Origin of the sequence: Fluviibacterium sp. S390 (assembly GCF_049800695.1) — a bacterium.
Classification (GTDB): domain Bacteria; phylum Pseudomonadota; class Alphaproteobacteria; order Rhodobacterales; family Rhodobacteraceae; genus Meridianimarinicoccus.
Map to the genome: position 1 here is coordinate 103,652 of NZ_JBNAFN010000013.1, position 14,402 is coordinate 118,053.

The 14,402-nt window shown below is 60.7% G+C and carries 10 protein-coding genes, 1 pseudogene and 1 other annotated feature; of the genes and pseudogenes, 6 read left to right on the forward strand and 5 right to left on the reverse strand.

Annotated elements, in window-relative coordinates; genetic code table 11:
• Positions 1-2: 2 nt before the first annotated feature.
• The gene (locus ACP15K_RS11920; RefSeq protein WP_193142833.1) at positions 3-1,049 is read left to right on the forward strand and encodes an L-idonate 5-dehydrogenase; all 1,047 of its coding nucleotides are present in this window, start codon (positions 3-5) and stop codon (positions 1,047-1,049) included.
• A 247-nt stretch (positions 1,050-1,296) separates the two neighbouring features.
• Here the strand turns inward: ACP15K_RS11920 and putA are convergent, their stop codons facing one another.
• A complete protein-coding gene (gene putA / locus ACP15K_RS11925) occupies positions 1,297-4,962 on the reverse strand; it encodes a bifunctional proline dehydrogenase/L-glutamate gamma-semialdehyde dehydrogenase PutA (RefSeq protein ID WP_424990610.1) in 3,666 nt (1,221 codons plus the stop codon).
• 63 nt (positions 4,963-5,025) lie between these two features.
• Positions 5,026-5,871, reverse strand: coding sequence for a carbon-nitrogen hydrolase family protein (locus ACP15K_RS11930; protein WP_424990611.1), 846 nt, complete (start codon positions 5,869-5,871; stop codon positions 5,026-5,028).
• Between the two features lie 460 nt (positions 5,872-6,331).
• Here ACP15K_RS11930 and dctP point away from each other — a divergent pair, with 460 nt between their 5' ends.
• The 3 genes from dctP to ACP15K_RS11945 all read left to right on the forward strand — a co-directional run bounded on the left by dctP (position 6,332) and on the right by ACP15K_RS11945 (position 9,316).
• On the forward strand, positions 6,332-7,336 hold the full coding sequence (dctP, locus tag ACP15K_RS11935; protein ID WP_193142836.1) for a TRAP transporter substrate-binding protein DctP: 1,005 nt from the start codon (positions 6,332-6,334) through the stop codon (positions 7,334-7,336).
• A gap of 79 nt (positions 7,337-7,415) precedes the next feature.
• Positions 7,416-8,030: a TRAP transporter small permease gene (locus tag ACP15K_RS11940; RefSeq protein WP_193142837.1), complete on the forward strand. Its 615-nt coding sequence runs from the start codon at positions 7,416-7,418 to the stop codon at positions 8,028-8,030.
• On the forward strand, positions 8,027-9,316 hold the full coding sequence (locus tag ACP15K_RS11945; RefSeq protein ID WP_193142838.1) for a TRAP transporter large permease: 1,290 nt from the start codon (positions 8,027-8,029) through the stop codon (positions 9,314-9,316). The genes ACP15K_RS11940 and ACP15K_RS11945 overlap by 4 nt, the downstream gene beginning before the upstream one ends.
• A 452-nt stretch (positions 9,317-9,768) precedes the next feature.
• Positions 9,769-9,885 (reverse strand) — a sequence feature (AL1L pseudoknot).
• A gap of 147 nt (positions 9,886-10,032) precedes the next feature.
• Here the strand turns inward: ACP15K_RS11945 and ACP15K_RS11950 are convergent.
• Both ACP15K_RS11950 and ACP15K_RS11955 read right to left on the reverse strand, forming a co-directional pair.
• Positions 10,033-10,485 carry a DUF1214 domain-containing protein gene (locus ACP15K_RS11950; protein WP_424990612.1) on the reverse strand — a complete coding sequence of 151 codons (453 nt, stop codon included), beginning with the start codon at positions 10,483-10,485 and terminating at the stop codon, positions 10,033-10,035.
• Between the two features lie 35 nt (positions 10,486-10,520).
• Complete coding sequence (locus ACP15K_RS11955) at positions 10,521-11,414, reverse strand: DUF1254 domain-containing protein (protein WP_424990613.1); 894 nt, start codon at positions 11,412-11,414, stop codon at positions 10,521-10,523.
• A gap of 128 nt (positions 11,415-11,542) precedes the next feature.
• On the opposite strand from ACP15K_RS11955, the gene ACP15K_RS11960 reads away from it, so the two are divergent.
• A complete protein-coding gene (locus tag ACP15K_RS11960) occupies positions 11,543-12,577 on the forward strand; it encodes a DUF1254 domain-containing protein (RefSeq protein ID WP_424990614.1) in 1,035 nt (344 codons plus the stop codon).
• A 667-nt stretch (positions 12,578-13,244) separates the two neighbouring features.
• Positions 13,245-13,856, forward strand: coding sequence for a cyclic nucleotide-binding domain-containing protein (locus tag ACP15K_RS11965; RefSeq protein WP_424990615.1), 612 nt, complete (start codon positions 13,245-13,247; stop codon positions 13,854-13,856).
• Between the two features lie 20 nt (positions 13,857-13,876).
• Here the strand turns inward: ACP15K_RS11965 and ACP15K_RS11970 are convergent.
• Positions 13,877-14,402 (reverse strand): annotated as a pseudogene (locus ACP15K_RS11970) (IS5 family transposase); the annotation flags it as partial.

Here is a 14,402-nt window from a genome sequence, read left to right on the forward strand (position 1 = left end):
ACATGACCATCAAAGCCTGTGTTCTTCACAAACAAAATGACCTGCGCGTTGATGAGGTTGCCCTTGACGACATGGGCCCCGACGATGTGCGTGTCGCCATGACCCACGGCGGGATCTGTGGGTCTGACATGCACTATTACCAAGACGGCGGCTTCGGCCCGGTGCGCGTCATTGCCCCGATCATTCTGGGTCACGAAGTGTCCGGTGTGATCGAGGCGGTGGGCGCCAAGGTGGGCGACCTTCAGATCGGCGACCGCGTCGCCGTCAGCCCCAGCCAGCCCTGCTTTGATTGTGAATACTGTGCCCGCGAAGAATTTCAGCACTGCGTGAACATGCGCTTCATGGGCTCTGCGCGCACGGTTCCCCATGTTCAGGGTGGGTTCCGATCCAAGATGGTGACGCCGCAGCGACAGTGTTTCAAGATCGGCAAGGACACCCCGCTGGCCAATGCCGCCTGTAGCGAACCTCTGGCGGTGTGCCTGCATGCCGCGGCTCAGGCGGGTCCGCTTGGCAGCAAGAAAGTCCTGGTTACCGGGGCCGGGCCGATTGGCGCGCTGTGCGTGGCGGTTGCCAAAATGCAGGGGGCCGACAGCATCGTTGTGACCGATCTGTTCGACTTCACGCTGGCCGTATCCGAAAGGATGGGCGCGACCAAGACAATCAACATTGGTGCCAACCGTGACGGCGTGGCCGAATACGTGGCCGAACACGGACCCTTCGATATCGTGTTCGAATGCTCCGCCGCCGAACCCGCCATCCTCTCTGCCATCGCGGCCGTGCGTCCGCGCGGCACAATCGTACAAGTGGGCGTCGCCGGCAGCCTGAGCCTTCCGATCAACGCAATCGTCGGCAAGGAAATCAACTTCAAGGGCACGCACCGCTTCCACCCGGAGTTCGCACAGGCGGTAGACCTGATTGATCGCGGCGTCATCGACGTGACCCCGATCGTGACCCAGACCTATCCCTTGGAAGACGCTGTCGAGGCCTTCAAGACAGCCGCCAACCGCGAGAAGGCAGTCAAGGTGCAGTTGAAGCTTGAGGCCCCCTAGATTTGTAGAGCCCACCGGGTTCAGTTTCTGCTGACTGATTTTTGAAATCACCGGGCATTGATTGCCGAAGGACAGATCGCAAGGGGCCGGCACAAACATCTGGGGCCGCATTCACAAGGCCACACAAACACACCGAAGGCGTCCCCGGCCCGTCTTCGTGAGACATTGGGAAGCTTCCAGCTTCCGGCGGTCCAAGGTTGGAAATCACCGCAGCCCCATCCGCCCCGGGGCCAGCGGTGAGTTCCCTTTACGACGCTGACGCCAGCAATTTTGCGTTGCCGCCTGCTGCAGTGGTATCGATGCAAAGGTGGCGTTCCAGGACATAGCGTTCAGGGGCAATCTCCTCGACCACCAGGGGGACGATTGGGCCTTCACATTGCGACAGGGCGATACGCAGGGCGTGCGTCCAGTCCGATGCACCCGCGGCCGCCACGACGTCGATGTCCGCCATGTCTGCCAGGCTTTCGGGATCGATTGTTCCGTCCAGGGCCACAACCGGTGCGCCGGCGTCGGACAATGGTGCGGCCAGGGCCTTGCCGCCGGGCACGACAATCACCACCGGGCACCCGGCACCCAAAGCCTGTACGGCTTGTGCGAAGGCGATCTCGGGGGTCGGACCAAGGCACAGGACATTCCCGCGTGGGAACGTGCTCAGACGGTTGCTTTCGCCCGTCGGCCCCGGCAGCGTCTGTGGCGAGGTGTCGAAAGCGGCGGTTTCCGACAGCGCCCGGCGCACCACGCCGACACTTCCGCTCAGGGCCGTGCGCAGGGCGTGGACCCGGTCCGGCCGTGCGGCCCAGTTGCGGGCATCCAGTGTCGACACGGCCTTTCGCACAGCTTCCATGCTGACCGCGGCACCCACGGGCGCAGCGTGGCTGCCGGATTTGCCAACCTTTCGGAACCGGGTCAGGTACAGCGGACCGCCCGCTTTGGGCCCGGTGCCCGAAAGGCCTTCGCCGCCGAACGGCTGGCTGCCGACGATGGCACCGATCTGGTTGCGGTTGACGTAGCAGTTGCCGACCTGAATGCGTTCGATGATCTGCTCGACCCGGTCGTCGATCCGGGTGTGCAGCCCGAATGTCAGGCCGTATTGCCGCGCATTGATGGCGTCGACCACATTGTCAATCTGGTCTGCCTTGAACGTCGCCACGTGCAGCACAGGGCCAAAGATCTCGCGTTCCATGTCGGCGATGCCGCCCACCTTGACGATTGCCGGCGTGACATAGGTGCCGCCATCGGGCGCGGGCAAAGTCTTGATCAGGGTGCCCGCCTTCCGGTGCCCGTCGATGTAGCCCATGATGTCCCTTTGCGCATCGGCATCAATGACCGGCGACACATCGACATCCAGCCGCCAGGAATCGCCAATCACCAGCGCATCAAGCGCGCCGGACAGCATCTCCATCAGTTTGTCGTGCACGTCCTCCTGGACATAGAGAATACGCAGCGCCGAACAGCGCTGACCGGCAGACTGGAACGACGAGATCAGGATGTCGCGCACGGCCTGTTCCGGCAGCGCGGTGCTGTCCACGATCATGGCGTTCAGACCGCCGGTTTCGGCAATCAGCACCGCATCCGGCCCGGCGTTCTTCGCCAGCGCCTTGTTGATGATCATCGCAACTTCGGTCGAGCCGGTGAAACAGACGCCGGCAATGCGCGGATCCGAGGTCAGCGGGCCGCCGACCGTAGGACCGTCGCCGGGCAGAAGCTGCAGGGCCGCCTCTGGCAAGCCACAGTCGCGCATCATCTGCACAGCCCGCGCGGCGATGATCGGAGTCTGCTCGGCGGGTTTGGCCAGAACCGCATTGCCGACAGCCAGCGCCGCCGCGATCTGGCCGGTGAAGATGGCCAACGGAAAGTTCCAGGGACTGATGCAAACGAAAATCCCGCGCGGGCTGCCCGGTTCCTCTTCGCTCAGACGTTCGGCCTCGTTCGCGTAGAAGCGAAGGAAATCCACCGCCTCGCGCACTTCGGCGATGCCGTCGAGCACGGTCTTGCCCGCCTCGCGCGTGGTGATAGCGGTCAGTTCCGCGGTGTTGTCCTCGTACATGTCGGCCAGTTTGCGCAGGACATCCGCCCGGTCCGATACCGGCCTGGCCGACCATTCCCTGAACCCCTCTTCGGCAGCATCGAGGGCTGCGGCGACATCCTCGGCCGAGGCCTCCTGAACGGTGCCGACAATGCGGCTTTTGTCAGCGGGAGAATAGACTTCGCGCTTGGGACCGTTCGAGGCGCGGCCACCGGCCAGCATCGGGCCTGCATCCCATGTCACATCGGCGAACGCCTCGCGCGCGGCCATCAAGGGCAGGATCGAAGCGGGTTCGTTGACGCGGTAGCCTTTCGAGTTGCGACGGTAGGGTGCGAAAAGCTCGGATGGCGGCCGGATCGACGGGTTGGCGATCTCATCCCCCAGCTTTTCCATCTCGCTGACCGGGTCGGCAGAGATTGCCTCGGCGGGGATGTCGGGATCGACGATCTGGTTCACGAAGGACGAGTTGGCGCCGTTTTCCAAAAGGCGACGGACGAGGTAGGCCAGCAGATCCTGGTGCGCGCCAACCGGCGCATAGATGCGACAGCGGGTGCCTTCGGATTCCTTGACGATCTGGTGCAGGGATTCGCCCATGCCGTGCAGTCGCTGGAATTCGAAGCTGTCCTTGTCGTTGCCGGCCATCTGCACGACGGCGGCGCAGGTGTGCGCATTGTGGGTGGCGAACTGCGGATAGATCCGGTCGCGCCGGTCCAGCAGCATCTGCGCGCAGGCCATGTAGCTGACATCGGTGTTGTTCTTGCGGGTGAAGACCGGGAACCGCTCGACCCCCAACTCCTGCGCCAGCTTGATTTCGGTGTCCCAATAGGCGCCCTTGACCAGCCGCACCATGATCTTGCGATCATGGCGTTCGGCCATGTCATACAGCGTTTCGATCACCGGGGCAGCGCGACGGCCATAGGCCTGCACCACCACGCCAAATCCATCCCAGCCGTCAAGCTCCGGCTCGGACATCATCGCCTCGATCACGTCCAGGGAAAGGTCCAGGCGGTCCTGCTCTTCGGCGTCGATGTTGAAGCCGATCCCGGCCTTGGCCGCCTGCTTCACCAGTTCGATCGCCCGCGGGACCAACTCGGCCATCACTGTTTCTTTGTGGGTGTACTCATAGCGCGGGTGCAGGGCCGACAGTTTGACCGAAATGCCCGGAGACGAGCGGACGTCGCCCTTGGCCTGCTTGGCGATCGCGGTGATCGCCTTGGCATAGGCGGCATGATAGCGAACGGCATCGTCGTCGGTGCGCGCCGCTTCCCCAAGCATGTCATAGGAATAGGTATAGCCCTTCTTCTCAAGCTCGCGGGCGTTCTTCATGCCTTCTTCGATGGTTTGGCCCAGCACGAACTGTCGTCCCAGCACTTTCATCGACTGTCCGACGGCGGTGCGCACGACCGGTTCACCCAGACGTTTGACCAGCCCGCGCAAGGCGCGTGCGGGACCCCGGGGTTCATCATCCAGCACCTTGCCGGTCAGCATCAGCGCCCAGGTCGAGGCATTCACCAGCGTCGACGACGAATGCCCCAGATGCGCGCCCCAGTTCGACGGCGCGACCTTGTCCTCGATCAGATCATCAATCGTGTCGGCATCCGGCACCCGCAACAGCGCCTCGGCGAGGCACATCAGGCCAACGCCTTCCGAGGTCGAAAGCCCGTATTCGGCCAGAAACGCCTCCATCATCGACGGTTTGGTTTCGCTCCGGACCCGCTTGACGAATGTCGCGCCCACGGCGGCGGCCTTGTCACGGTCTGCCTTGGACAGCTTGATGCCGGCCGCAAGAGACCCGAGAAGCGCGGCTTCTTCGGCGGTGTAATTTGCACGGACCCGTGCGCGGAACGGATTGTCGATGTCCTGGATTGCAGCAGTTGCTTTGTTCACCGTCGTGTCTCCCAACGCATTATCACGGTCTGGCCGTGCCAGAGTGTTTGTTAGTCGGCTTGGTCACGGATGGGTCAGGCAGGGCCGGTCATAGCTGTCCCATCTGTCCATCAGAAACGTGTAGTTGGCGCGCGCTTCGCGTATGTGCTGAGGATCAATTGCGACGTAGCGAAAATCCTCATCCCGGTCAGCGAAATGCTGGGGTCCGCAAGTATCGTCCATCCACGGATAGCAGAACAGCGAGTTCCCATATTCCTGACCCGCGCGGTTCAGCGACAGGAAGAACACCTGATTTTCAAGCGCGCGCGTCGTGGCAAAGGCATGCCAGGTGGGAAAGGACGGGTCCCTGAAATAGGCGCCACTATGCAGGATGACATCCACGCCGTGCTTCAGAACCAGAACTCGCGACAGTTCCGGGAAACGGATGTCGTAGCAAATGATTGGCGACAGGGTGAAGCCATTGACCTTGAACGTGAAGATGCCGTTGCCGATCGAGAAATAGTCTTTCTCCATCGAAGCGCCGTATTGGCACAGATGCAGCTTGTCATAGTGCCCGGCCAGCTCTCCTTCCGGCGTGACAACCGCCATCGAAATATAGGTCCCGGCGTCGTCCCGCCGGGCAAACCCATAGCACACATGAATGCCGAATTCGACAGCAAGTGCTGCCCACGTCTGAAACGAGGCCCCGTCCAGCGGTTCGGCAATCTCATCAAGCTGGTCAAACGCTGCGCGGGAATAGTCGATGCTGGAAAGCTCGGGCAGGACCACGAGATCAGCGCGCTTTTCGGTCAGCCGCTCTCGCAGCTTTGCAGCCGTATCCGCAAGATGACTGTCACGCGCCTGCGCGGTCGTCGTCGGCGGAATTGCAATCTGGCAGGCCAATAGAGTGAGAGACTCTTGCGCTGTCATCTGAACGGTGTGCTCATATCAGGGCTCCAAATACGTCAATACCTCTGTATTGCACCTGTTTTTCGCGCCCTGCGGGCAACGTAGCGACTGTCGGGAAATGGCCCAGTGCCCTTGGGTCAGCAGTGACCGAATTCCGCTGCGGAACCTAGATGCTGCACCAGATCATCTTGAATGGCCAGTTGATTTTTCCTTTGGCCTCAGAGCCGAAGGATTGGTGCTGGCGAGGGTCCGAGGGTCGCATCGGGCCAATCCATGTTTGTCGTTCAGGCGCCTGAAATCGAGGGTGGCTTTCAAAAGAAGGATGCGGGGTTGTACAGCGGTTTGTTCCAAACAATCGCGACCAATCGAAACAAATTGCCACTATCATCCTAATTGCCTAGGCTGAGCGAACGCCAACTGTGACGCAGCGCCAAAAGGCGCTTCCAAGCCGAACAAAAAAGAACCCAAGGGAGAGAAGCCGATGAAATTCAAGACGATTTCCAATACACTGGTGATAGGTGCGCTCGGCGCCACGATGTCGACCGCAGCGTTTGCACAAGACATGACCTTTCGTTTCGCGGGCACGTTCCCGATCGATCACCAGGGCACCAAGATGATGGAGCAGGTCGCCGCCGACGTCGCGGCTGCCGATGTGGGCCTGACCATCGAAGTGTTCCCCGCCAACCAGCTTGGCTCGGGCGAGGCGCTTTTTGAAGACGTGGCGCGCGGCAACATCGACATGGTGTCGGCCTTCATCTACGCCGACACCGACCCGCGCTTCGACTATCTGTCGATGCCGTTCCTGGTCAGTGGCTGGGACGAGATGGACAGCGTCATGCGGGACATGAACTCCGAATACAACAACGTCCTGCAAGAGATCACCGACGAATACGGCGTACATATCTTCGCGCAGAACCCTGAAGGCTTCGTCGGCATCGTCGCCACGCGCGAGCCAAACAACTACAACACCTTCGACGACAAGGGCATGAACATCCGCGTCTGGTCTTCGCCCATCGTGAAAGGCATGGTGGAACTTCTTGGCTACAGGGCAACCACGATGGCCTGGGGCGATATCTTCCCCGCAATCCAGTCGGGCATCGTCGATGGCGCGATCTGCTGCACCAAGACCGCGACCTATTCCATCTTCGCCAAGTCTGACGTCGGCACGCATTTCGTCGAAGTCAATGCGATCCAGGAAATGACCACCTACTACGCCTCGCAGCGTTCGCTTGACAAACTGAACGACGAACAGCGCGCGGCGCTTGAAGCGGCGCTGACCAAGGCGTCGGACGACTTCTTTGCCTACAACCGCGAAAACGATGCGGTGTTCGAACAGAAGCTGGTCGAGTCCGGCTACACCATCCTGAAGTACAGCCCGGAAGAACACGCCGCGATGGCCGCAAAGGTTCGCGAAGAGATCTGGCCGATGATGGCAAAGAACGTCGGTCAGGATATCATCGACCGCATGATGCCGGCCGGGAACTGATCACCCGAACCCTCAGGGAGGCCGCCGACAAGAGCGGCCTCCCTTTCCAATATGTTGAACCAAAAAACCGGGGGGTGGAATGTCGAACACACAAGCCGAAAAGCCGACTTTCTTTGGCTATGCGGTCAGAGAGGGTCAGCGAAAGATCACAGACGAACTCCCGCCGGTATTCGGGTATCCGCTGAAATTCGTGGCCTATGTCATGCGGGTGATCGTGACATTCACCGGATTTCTGATGGCGTTCACCTTCGGCGCCGTCGTGGTCATCAGGTACGGCTTCGGAGGCGACCTTTTTGCCTATGAAGAATGGCTGCTGGGCATCAGCATCGTCGGTTTCTTTGCCGGCGCGGTTCTGGCCTCGTCCCGCAATCTGCACATCAACGCCGACATTCTGGGCATCGTCATCCATGACCCTAAGCTGATCTGGTGGCGCGGGTTCATCGTGCTTGTGATCGAACTGGTTGTGATCCTTTTCCTCTTCTATGCCTGCTACATGTCATTGCTTGACGACTTCTCTTTCCCCCGGTTGCGGTCCACACCAGTGCTGCGCATTCCCTTCGTGTCCTGGCGAATTGCCATCATGTGTGCCTTCGGCTTCATGGCGCTGTTCACCAGCGCCTATCTCTACGTCCATATCCGAAAGGGACTGGGCCTCCCGCTCCGCTCCGACACTTTGAAGGAGGCCGCGAAGTGATCATCACTGGAAGTCTAATTATCGTATGCCTGATGCTGCTTCTGGGTGTCAGCGTCTATGTCGCGTTCGGGGCGGTTCTGGTCTTTATCGCGCTGGTCGGGGATCAGTCGATCACCGGCTATCTGCCAACAGGGTCAACCGGCATCCGGTCCCTGGTGCTTCTGGCGATCCCGTTGTTCATGCTTGCCGGCGGCATCATGGAGAAAGGACGGATCGCGGCCCCGCTGGTGACGCTTGCTGAAATGTTCATCGGTCACATCAAGGGGGGGTTGAGCGCTGCGGCGGTTCTGGCCTGCGGGGTGTTTGGCTCGATCTCCGGTTCCGCCAACGCGACGCTGACCTGCATCGGCTCGATCATGATGCCGCACCTGCGGCAAGCCAACTACCCGCGCGGACAATCCGCAGCGCTTCTTGTCTGTGCCAGCCCGCTTGGACTTCTGATCCCGCCCAGTGCGTCACACATCCTTTATGGGTGGATTGCCCAGCAGCACGTCCTGAAGTGTTTCCTGTCGACGGTCATACCGGCGATGATCCTGATCACCCTGCTGATCATTGCCAACCAGTTCATGCTGCGGAAATATGACAACATCGAGTTGAAAGAGCGTCCCAAGCCCTTCCTGCCGATGCTGGGTCAACAGGGGCGTCTTGCCGGTCCAGCCCTGATGATGCCCTTCATCATTCTGGGGGGGATTTACGGCGGCATCATGACCCCGACCGAGGCTGCCGGCATTGCCGTGGTCTATGCCATTCCTGTTGCGATCTACTTCTACCGCGGCCTGACCTGGAGATCCCTTGCGCAGACCATCCAGACCTCGGGTGTGACCATCGGGGTTGTCATGGTGATGATCTTCATGGTGCTGATCGTGTCGGACAATCTGATTGCCCAGGGCGCCCCCCAGCTGGCCAAGGATATGGTCTATTCAGTGTCGGACAATCCGATCGTGATCCTGCTGATGATCAACGTCGTCATGATCCTGATCGGCATGTTGATGGACGACATCTCGGGCCTGCTTCTGGCGACCCCGATCCTGTTGCCCATCGCGCAAAGCACCGGTATGGACCCGATCCATTTTGCAGCCGTGATCGGCGTCAATCTGGGAATGGCCAACATCACCCCCCCGACGGCGCCCCTGCTCTACCTCGGTGCGCAGATCTGTGACACCCCGGTGTCGAAGATGCTCTGGCCGACTCTGATCTTCATCGTGTTCGCCTGGCTGCCGACGCTGATCCTGACGACCTTCATTCCGGGACTGGCGCTTTGGCTGCCGAACCTTCTGCTTGGCTAATAGGCTGGCAGGCTGACAACAAGACAGGGCGCCCGAAAACCGGGCGCCCTGTTTCGTTCTGATGGCTGATCTGCGCAGCGCATTTGGATTTGCGTGCGATGGTTCCCGACAGGCAAGCGCGGGCGCGCGTTACTGCACGTACATCCAGGAATGCACGCCGATAAAAACTGCCGCAACCGCGACAACCGAAGCGATCCCGAAGACGTCTTTCGTAACTTTCGACATTGTGCTGCTCCTTCGAACAAGCGATTCCGTTATGGCCCACATATGCCCGCAGTGCCGAACTGTGCACCGCCAATACTGCAGAGGCGCTTTGCGGTGCATGCATGACAGTCCAGGTGGATAGGACAACGGGCGGGCAGGATCTTGGGCCGCGGTGCCTCGTCACGTCGGGCACGGTCCGACAACCGGGCCGGATTGGCCCGCTTCGCCGGGTGCTCGCGTTAGGTGGAAGGGGCAATCGGCAGGACCGTGCAGATCGGCTCGGCCCCATGCACCGCGCGATGCATGTCGATAAGAGACACCATCACGTCGACCAACGGTCGAGACTCGCGCTCGCAAAACCGACCGCAGGACCGCGACGGGTCAAAGGGACAAGATCAACCCGATGCCTTGCAGAGATCGACATGATCGTCTGCCAGCGGGAACTGAGCTGGCCTTGTTGTCCAGCACCAGTCGCGCTGCTGCGCCGCGCAAGTTCAGGGCATCTGGTATCGTCATTTCGCCACGCGCACCGGCGGCAGATCGTAGGTCCGGTCGAGAATGCTCTGCCCCGGGCCATAATTGCGCAGCACCATCCAGAACGGACCTTCGGGCGCCGGCAACCAGTTTGCGTCGTGTTCGGGGCCTGGAGAGTTTGTCCCGATATGAAGCGTTAGAGATCCATCCGGTGCAGTCGCAAGGCCCGGCGTTGCACTACCGATTGCGTAACGGCCGATGGGATTCTCGGCCAGCGCGCGTTCGGGCAAGCGGTACATGGTCATCGACCAGAAGAACTCCACCGGGGGCAGCTCTTGCGGCCCGAAGGTCATCGTGTAGGCGGCCTTCGCGCCGTTCAGGGGGGCCCCGGTCTCGTCGACCACGCGGTTCAGATAGACCGAGATATCCTTCGTATTGCCGAAGATGCCGACATAAACCCCAAGCGCCCGGTCAAGGTATCGCTGCCCCATGGCGCTGCGCGGTCCAAAGAGCTTCGTGCCATCGGTTAGTTCGCCCGCCTCGTCGGCCAGGATCGCGCGTGCATCGTCGATCCCGGCGCGCAAATGGGCCTGCGTTTCCGGGTCAAGGGCAGAACTGTCGAACGGCTCTCCCGACACGATCCCGAGGAGCGCGAGCGCGGCGTAGGCCCTGCGATCCGCAGGGTGCGGCGCGACAAGCGGCAAAAGACGGGCGACGTGGTCCCAGTACGCAAGCCGCGCTTCCGTGCCGTCCTGCCAGGGCAGCCAGTCAATCGGCTCTGCGGGCGGGGCGCGGGCTGGTCTAGAGAGGCGCTGAGCGGGCGCAGGGCATATCCGTTCTGGATCGCCTCCACCGCATCCATGCCCCCGTCCGGCAAGAGTTGCGTGCGCGTGAGCGTTCCAAGGAAGCGGCTTTCATCCCGGATGACCCGGTCGATGCCCGCAGGCAGATCGCCCGCCCAGTCCGGACCCGCCAGCAGCACCGACACGCCGCCGTTGCCGTCGTTCACCGAGCCCGCGTTGTCCAGCACATGGCCCCACAGATCGTCCCACTGCGAGGTATAGAACCGCTCCGCCTCGATCGCGGGCAGCGTCAGCACCCACGGTTCTGAGCGCAGGTCGACCCAGGCGTAGGAGTAGGGCGTGTCGTTGTTCGGCGTGACGATGTCGGTGTCAGCGGGCGTGGCAACGCCCAGATGCAGCCACACGCCCATGCCCCCCGAGAACGAGGGCGAAGTCGCGTCGATCGCCTGCAAAAACATGGTGCGGTACATCATCACCAGCGGATAGGTAAAGATATAGCTATCGCGCGCGGCGTCCCTCAGGTTTGGGACCGTTTCCTGCGCGCGCACGGTGCCCGTCGTACTTATCAGAACCGCCGACGCCAGCACCGGCAGGACATATCTTCGGAGAAACGACATATGCACTTCCCTTCAACGGTACGGAGGCGCGGGGATTGCAGGCTCGTGTCGCTGCCCGCGCCTTGACATTTCGCGGGGCGCACGATCCCGTTGTACCAACAGGCACCCAAATTTCTGGACAGGATAGAATGCCCCAGCCGCTTTTCCCAGCACGCACCCGTCTTGGCATTTTGTTTACCGGCGCTTTCCTTGCCCTCGCGGGTGCGACCACCGCTGACGGGATCACCGTCACGCCCGAGTCCTACATCCGGGCCGAAACCGACACCGCCTTCGCCGAGTTCCAGAAGCGATCCAACGGGCAGATCAATGCCTTTGCCTTCATTCGCTCGCCCACCACGCTGGACAATCAGCCGGTGATCCGCATGAACAAGGACACGCTCTATGCCAGCGCCGTCGTCGACACCGCGGGTGGCGCGACGATCACGGTGCCCGAGGCGCCGGACGGGCGCTACCTGTCAGTGCTGGTGATCGACAACGATCACTATGCGCCCGCCGTGTTTTACGACCCAGGAACCTACGACCTTCCCGACGACACGCGCTACGTGATCCTGCTGATCCGCGTGCAACTGCTGGACGACGCCGACCCGGCCGATGTCGCCACCGCAAACGCCCTGCAGGATCAGTTCGTGGTGGAGGCCACCAGCGCCGAGCCATTCGTTTCTCCGGATTGGGACATTGACAGCATGCTTGCCCTGCGCGCCAGCTATGAACCCGAGTTCCAGTCCTTTGCGCATTTCGAACCCGATTGGATGGGACCGCGCGGCACGGTCAACGAAGAGACGCGCCACCTCGCCGCTGCCGGCGCATGGGGGCTCTTCCCTGAAAAGGACGCCGTCTATATCAACTATGTCGGCCCTTCGGACCCGACGGTCTGCTATTCTGCGACCTATGTTGCGCCTGAAACGGAAGCCTTCTGGTCGATCACGGTCTATGGCGCCGACGGTTTCATGAAAAGCGACACCAACATCATCAACAACCGCAACGCGACCTTCAACGATGACGGCACCTTCACGGCCTTCTTCGGGTCCGAGGCGGCCTGCGGGGACCAGGCCAACCGGAGCGACATCAGCGAAGGCTGGAATTTCCTCATGCGAATCTACCGACCGGGCGAAGACGTGCTGTCTCGGGAATACACCCTGCCCCAGGTCGCCATCGTGCGCTGAGACTCGCCGGAACGGCCCTGCCGCCACATACCCTAGACCGTCCCATTGGCGCTGATGCCAGACCGGGCACCCATGATGGTAGAGAAAGCTATGTAATCTTCGGCACGGGCACGGATATTGCGGCGATTTTACCGCCTCAATCGGTCATTCCCGTCTGGATGGCAGCACAGGCTTCGTGCGCGTCAGCCCGCGCATCGCCCATACGTCAGGGACTCCGGTTAGGGCCAATGCACCGCGACAGCTGTACTTCGGCGCAATGGCAACCGGCGCGGTGGGTGGTGATGCGTTGTTTCGGCTTCATACCCACTCCCTTACTATGCGGTATCCTCCAAGCGGGACTGCGTGTGACCCCGGACGACTGGCAGTCACGCGCCGTTGGAATACATCTGCATGATCCAGACAAACTCATCGTCGGCGCGACCCCCAGACCCAGGAACTGATCGCCCGAAAAACTCCCGGTTCTTTACCAACCTTGTGGTGTCCGCAGGTATTCCCTGGGAGAATTCCCATTGCCCCCCGAAGCGGAAGCCAGCCTTCGTTCAAAAACGGGTATTCCGCGCCAAATGTGACGACCTTTTGTGCAGCCATCGTCAGGGCAAGATTTTCCTTGCAAATCGGTAGGGGCGGTTCACTGTTGGAATTCCGCGCAACAGTGATCGAGCATGATATGACCTTGCCAATCGCAGACGTCATTGGCTTCGCCGCATCTGCACTTGTGTTTCTGGCTTTCTGCATGCGCACACTCTTGCCACTGCGTCTTGTCGCGATCACATCCAATCTATTCTTCATATCCTACGGCTTGATGGCAGGGTTGATGCCCATTCTCGTATTGCACCTTCTTCTTTTACCCATGAATGTGTGGCGCACGGCACAGCAGTTGCAGACACGGCGGCGAATGCGTGCAGTCCTTACCGAGGAGCCAAACCTCGAAGTTCTTCTTCCTTTCATGGCAAGAGAGGAATTTGCCGACGGCGCTGTTATATTCAGCCGGGGCGAAATTGCCGACAAACTTTATGTCGTGGCGGACGGTGAAGTTGTCGTTGAAGATTTCGGGAAAACATTGCCGAAGGGATCGATCTTCGGTGAACTTGGATTTTTCAGTGCAAATGGCAAACGTGCCGCCACAGTGCGAGCTTCGGGCCAGGTGAAGTTGAATTGGATCAACCAGGATGCTCTTATGCAGGTATATCGAGACAATCCAGACTTCGCGCTGTTTCTGACACGGCTGATGGTAACGCGACTGGCCCAAAATGAAAATGTTCTCCGGAAAGAGCGCTAGGGTCAGGACTCGTTCTTGTCTCAAAGCCAGAACATGACGGTTGCGGCCAATGCGATGGCTGAGAGGAAGACTTTTGGGCATCGGTCGTAGCGAGTGGCCACACGCCGCCAGTCTTTCAGTCTTCCGAACATGATCTCGATGCGGTTGCGGCGCTTGTATCGACGCTTGTCATACTTGATGGCTGTCTTGCGCTGCTTTCGGCCGGGGATACAGGCTCGTATCCCCTTGTCTTTCAATGCTTCTCTGAACCAGTCTGCGTCATAGCCCCGGTCCCCGAGCAGCCACTCGGCATTCGGCAGGCTGCTCACCAATGCCCGTGCGCCGATGTAATCGCTCACCTGCCCGGCGGTGACGAAGAGATTGATTGGTCGCCCCAGGCTGTCGCAGACGGCGTGCAGCTTTGTATTCATACCGCCCTTGGTTCGGCCGATCAGGCGGCCACGCCCCCCTTTTTAACGCCCAGGCTGGACGCGGTGCGGTGTGCCTTCAGATACGTCGCGTCGATCATCACGGTCTTTTCTTCACTGTGTTCGGCGGCCAGCCCAG

What these genes read in the sequence shown, in the direction of transcription:
- ACP15K_RS11960 (WP_424990614.1), top strand. Translation starts at nt 11,543, where the DNA reads ATGCCCCAGCCGCTTTTCCCAGCACGCACCCGTCTTGGCATTTTGTTT.
- ACP15K_RS11920 (WP_193142833.1), top strand. Translation starts at nt 3, where the DNA reads ATGACCATCAAAGCCTGTGTTCTTCACAAACAAAATGACCTGCGCGTT.
- ACP15K_RS11940 (WP_193142837.1), top strand. Translation starts at nt 7,416, where the DNA reads ATGTCGAACACACAAGCCGAAAAGCCGACTTTCTTTGGCTATGCGGTC.
- ACP15K_RS11955 (WP_424990613.1), bottom strand. Translation starts at nt 11,414, where the DNA reads ATGTCGTTTCTCCGAAGATATGTCCTGCCGGTGCTGGCGTCGGCGGTT.
- dctP (WP_193142836.1), top strand. Translation starts at nt 6,332, where the DNA reads ATGAAATTCAAGACGATTTCCAATACACTGGTGATAGGTGCGCTCGGC.
- ACP15K_RS11965 (WP_424990615.1), top strand. Translation starts at nt 13,245, where the DNA reads ATGACCTTGCCAATCGCAGACGTCATTGGCTTCGCCGCATCTGCACTT.
- ACP15K_RS11950 (WP_424990612.1), bottom strand. Translation starts at nt 10,485, where the DNA reads ATGGGGCAGCGATACCTTGACCGGGCGCTTGGGGTTTATGTCGGCATC.
- ACP15K_RS11930 (WP_424990611.1), bottom strand. Translation starts at nt 5,871, where the DNA reads ATGACAGCGCAAGAGTCTCTCACTCTATTGGCCTGCCAGATTGCAATT.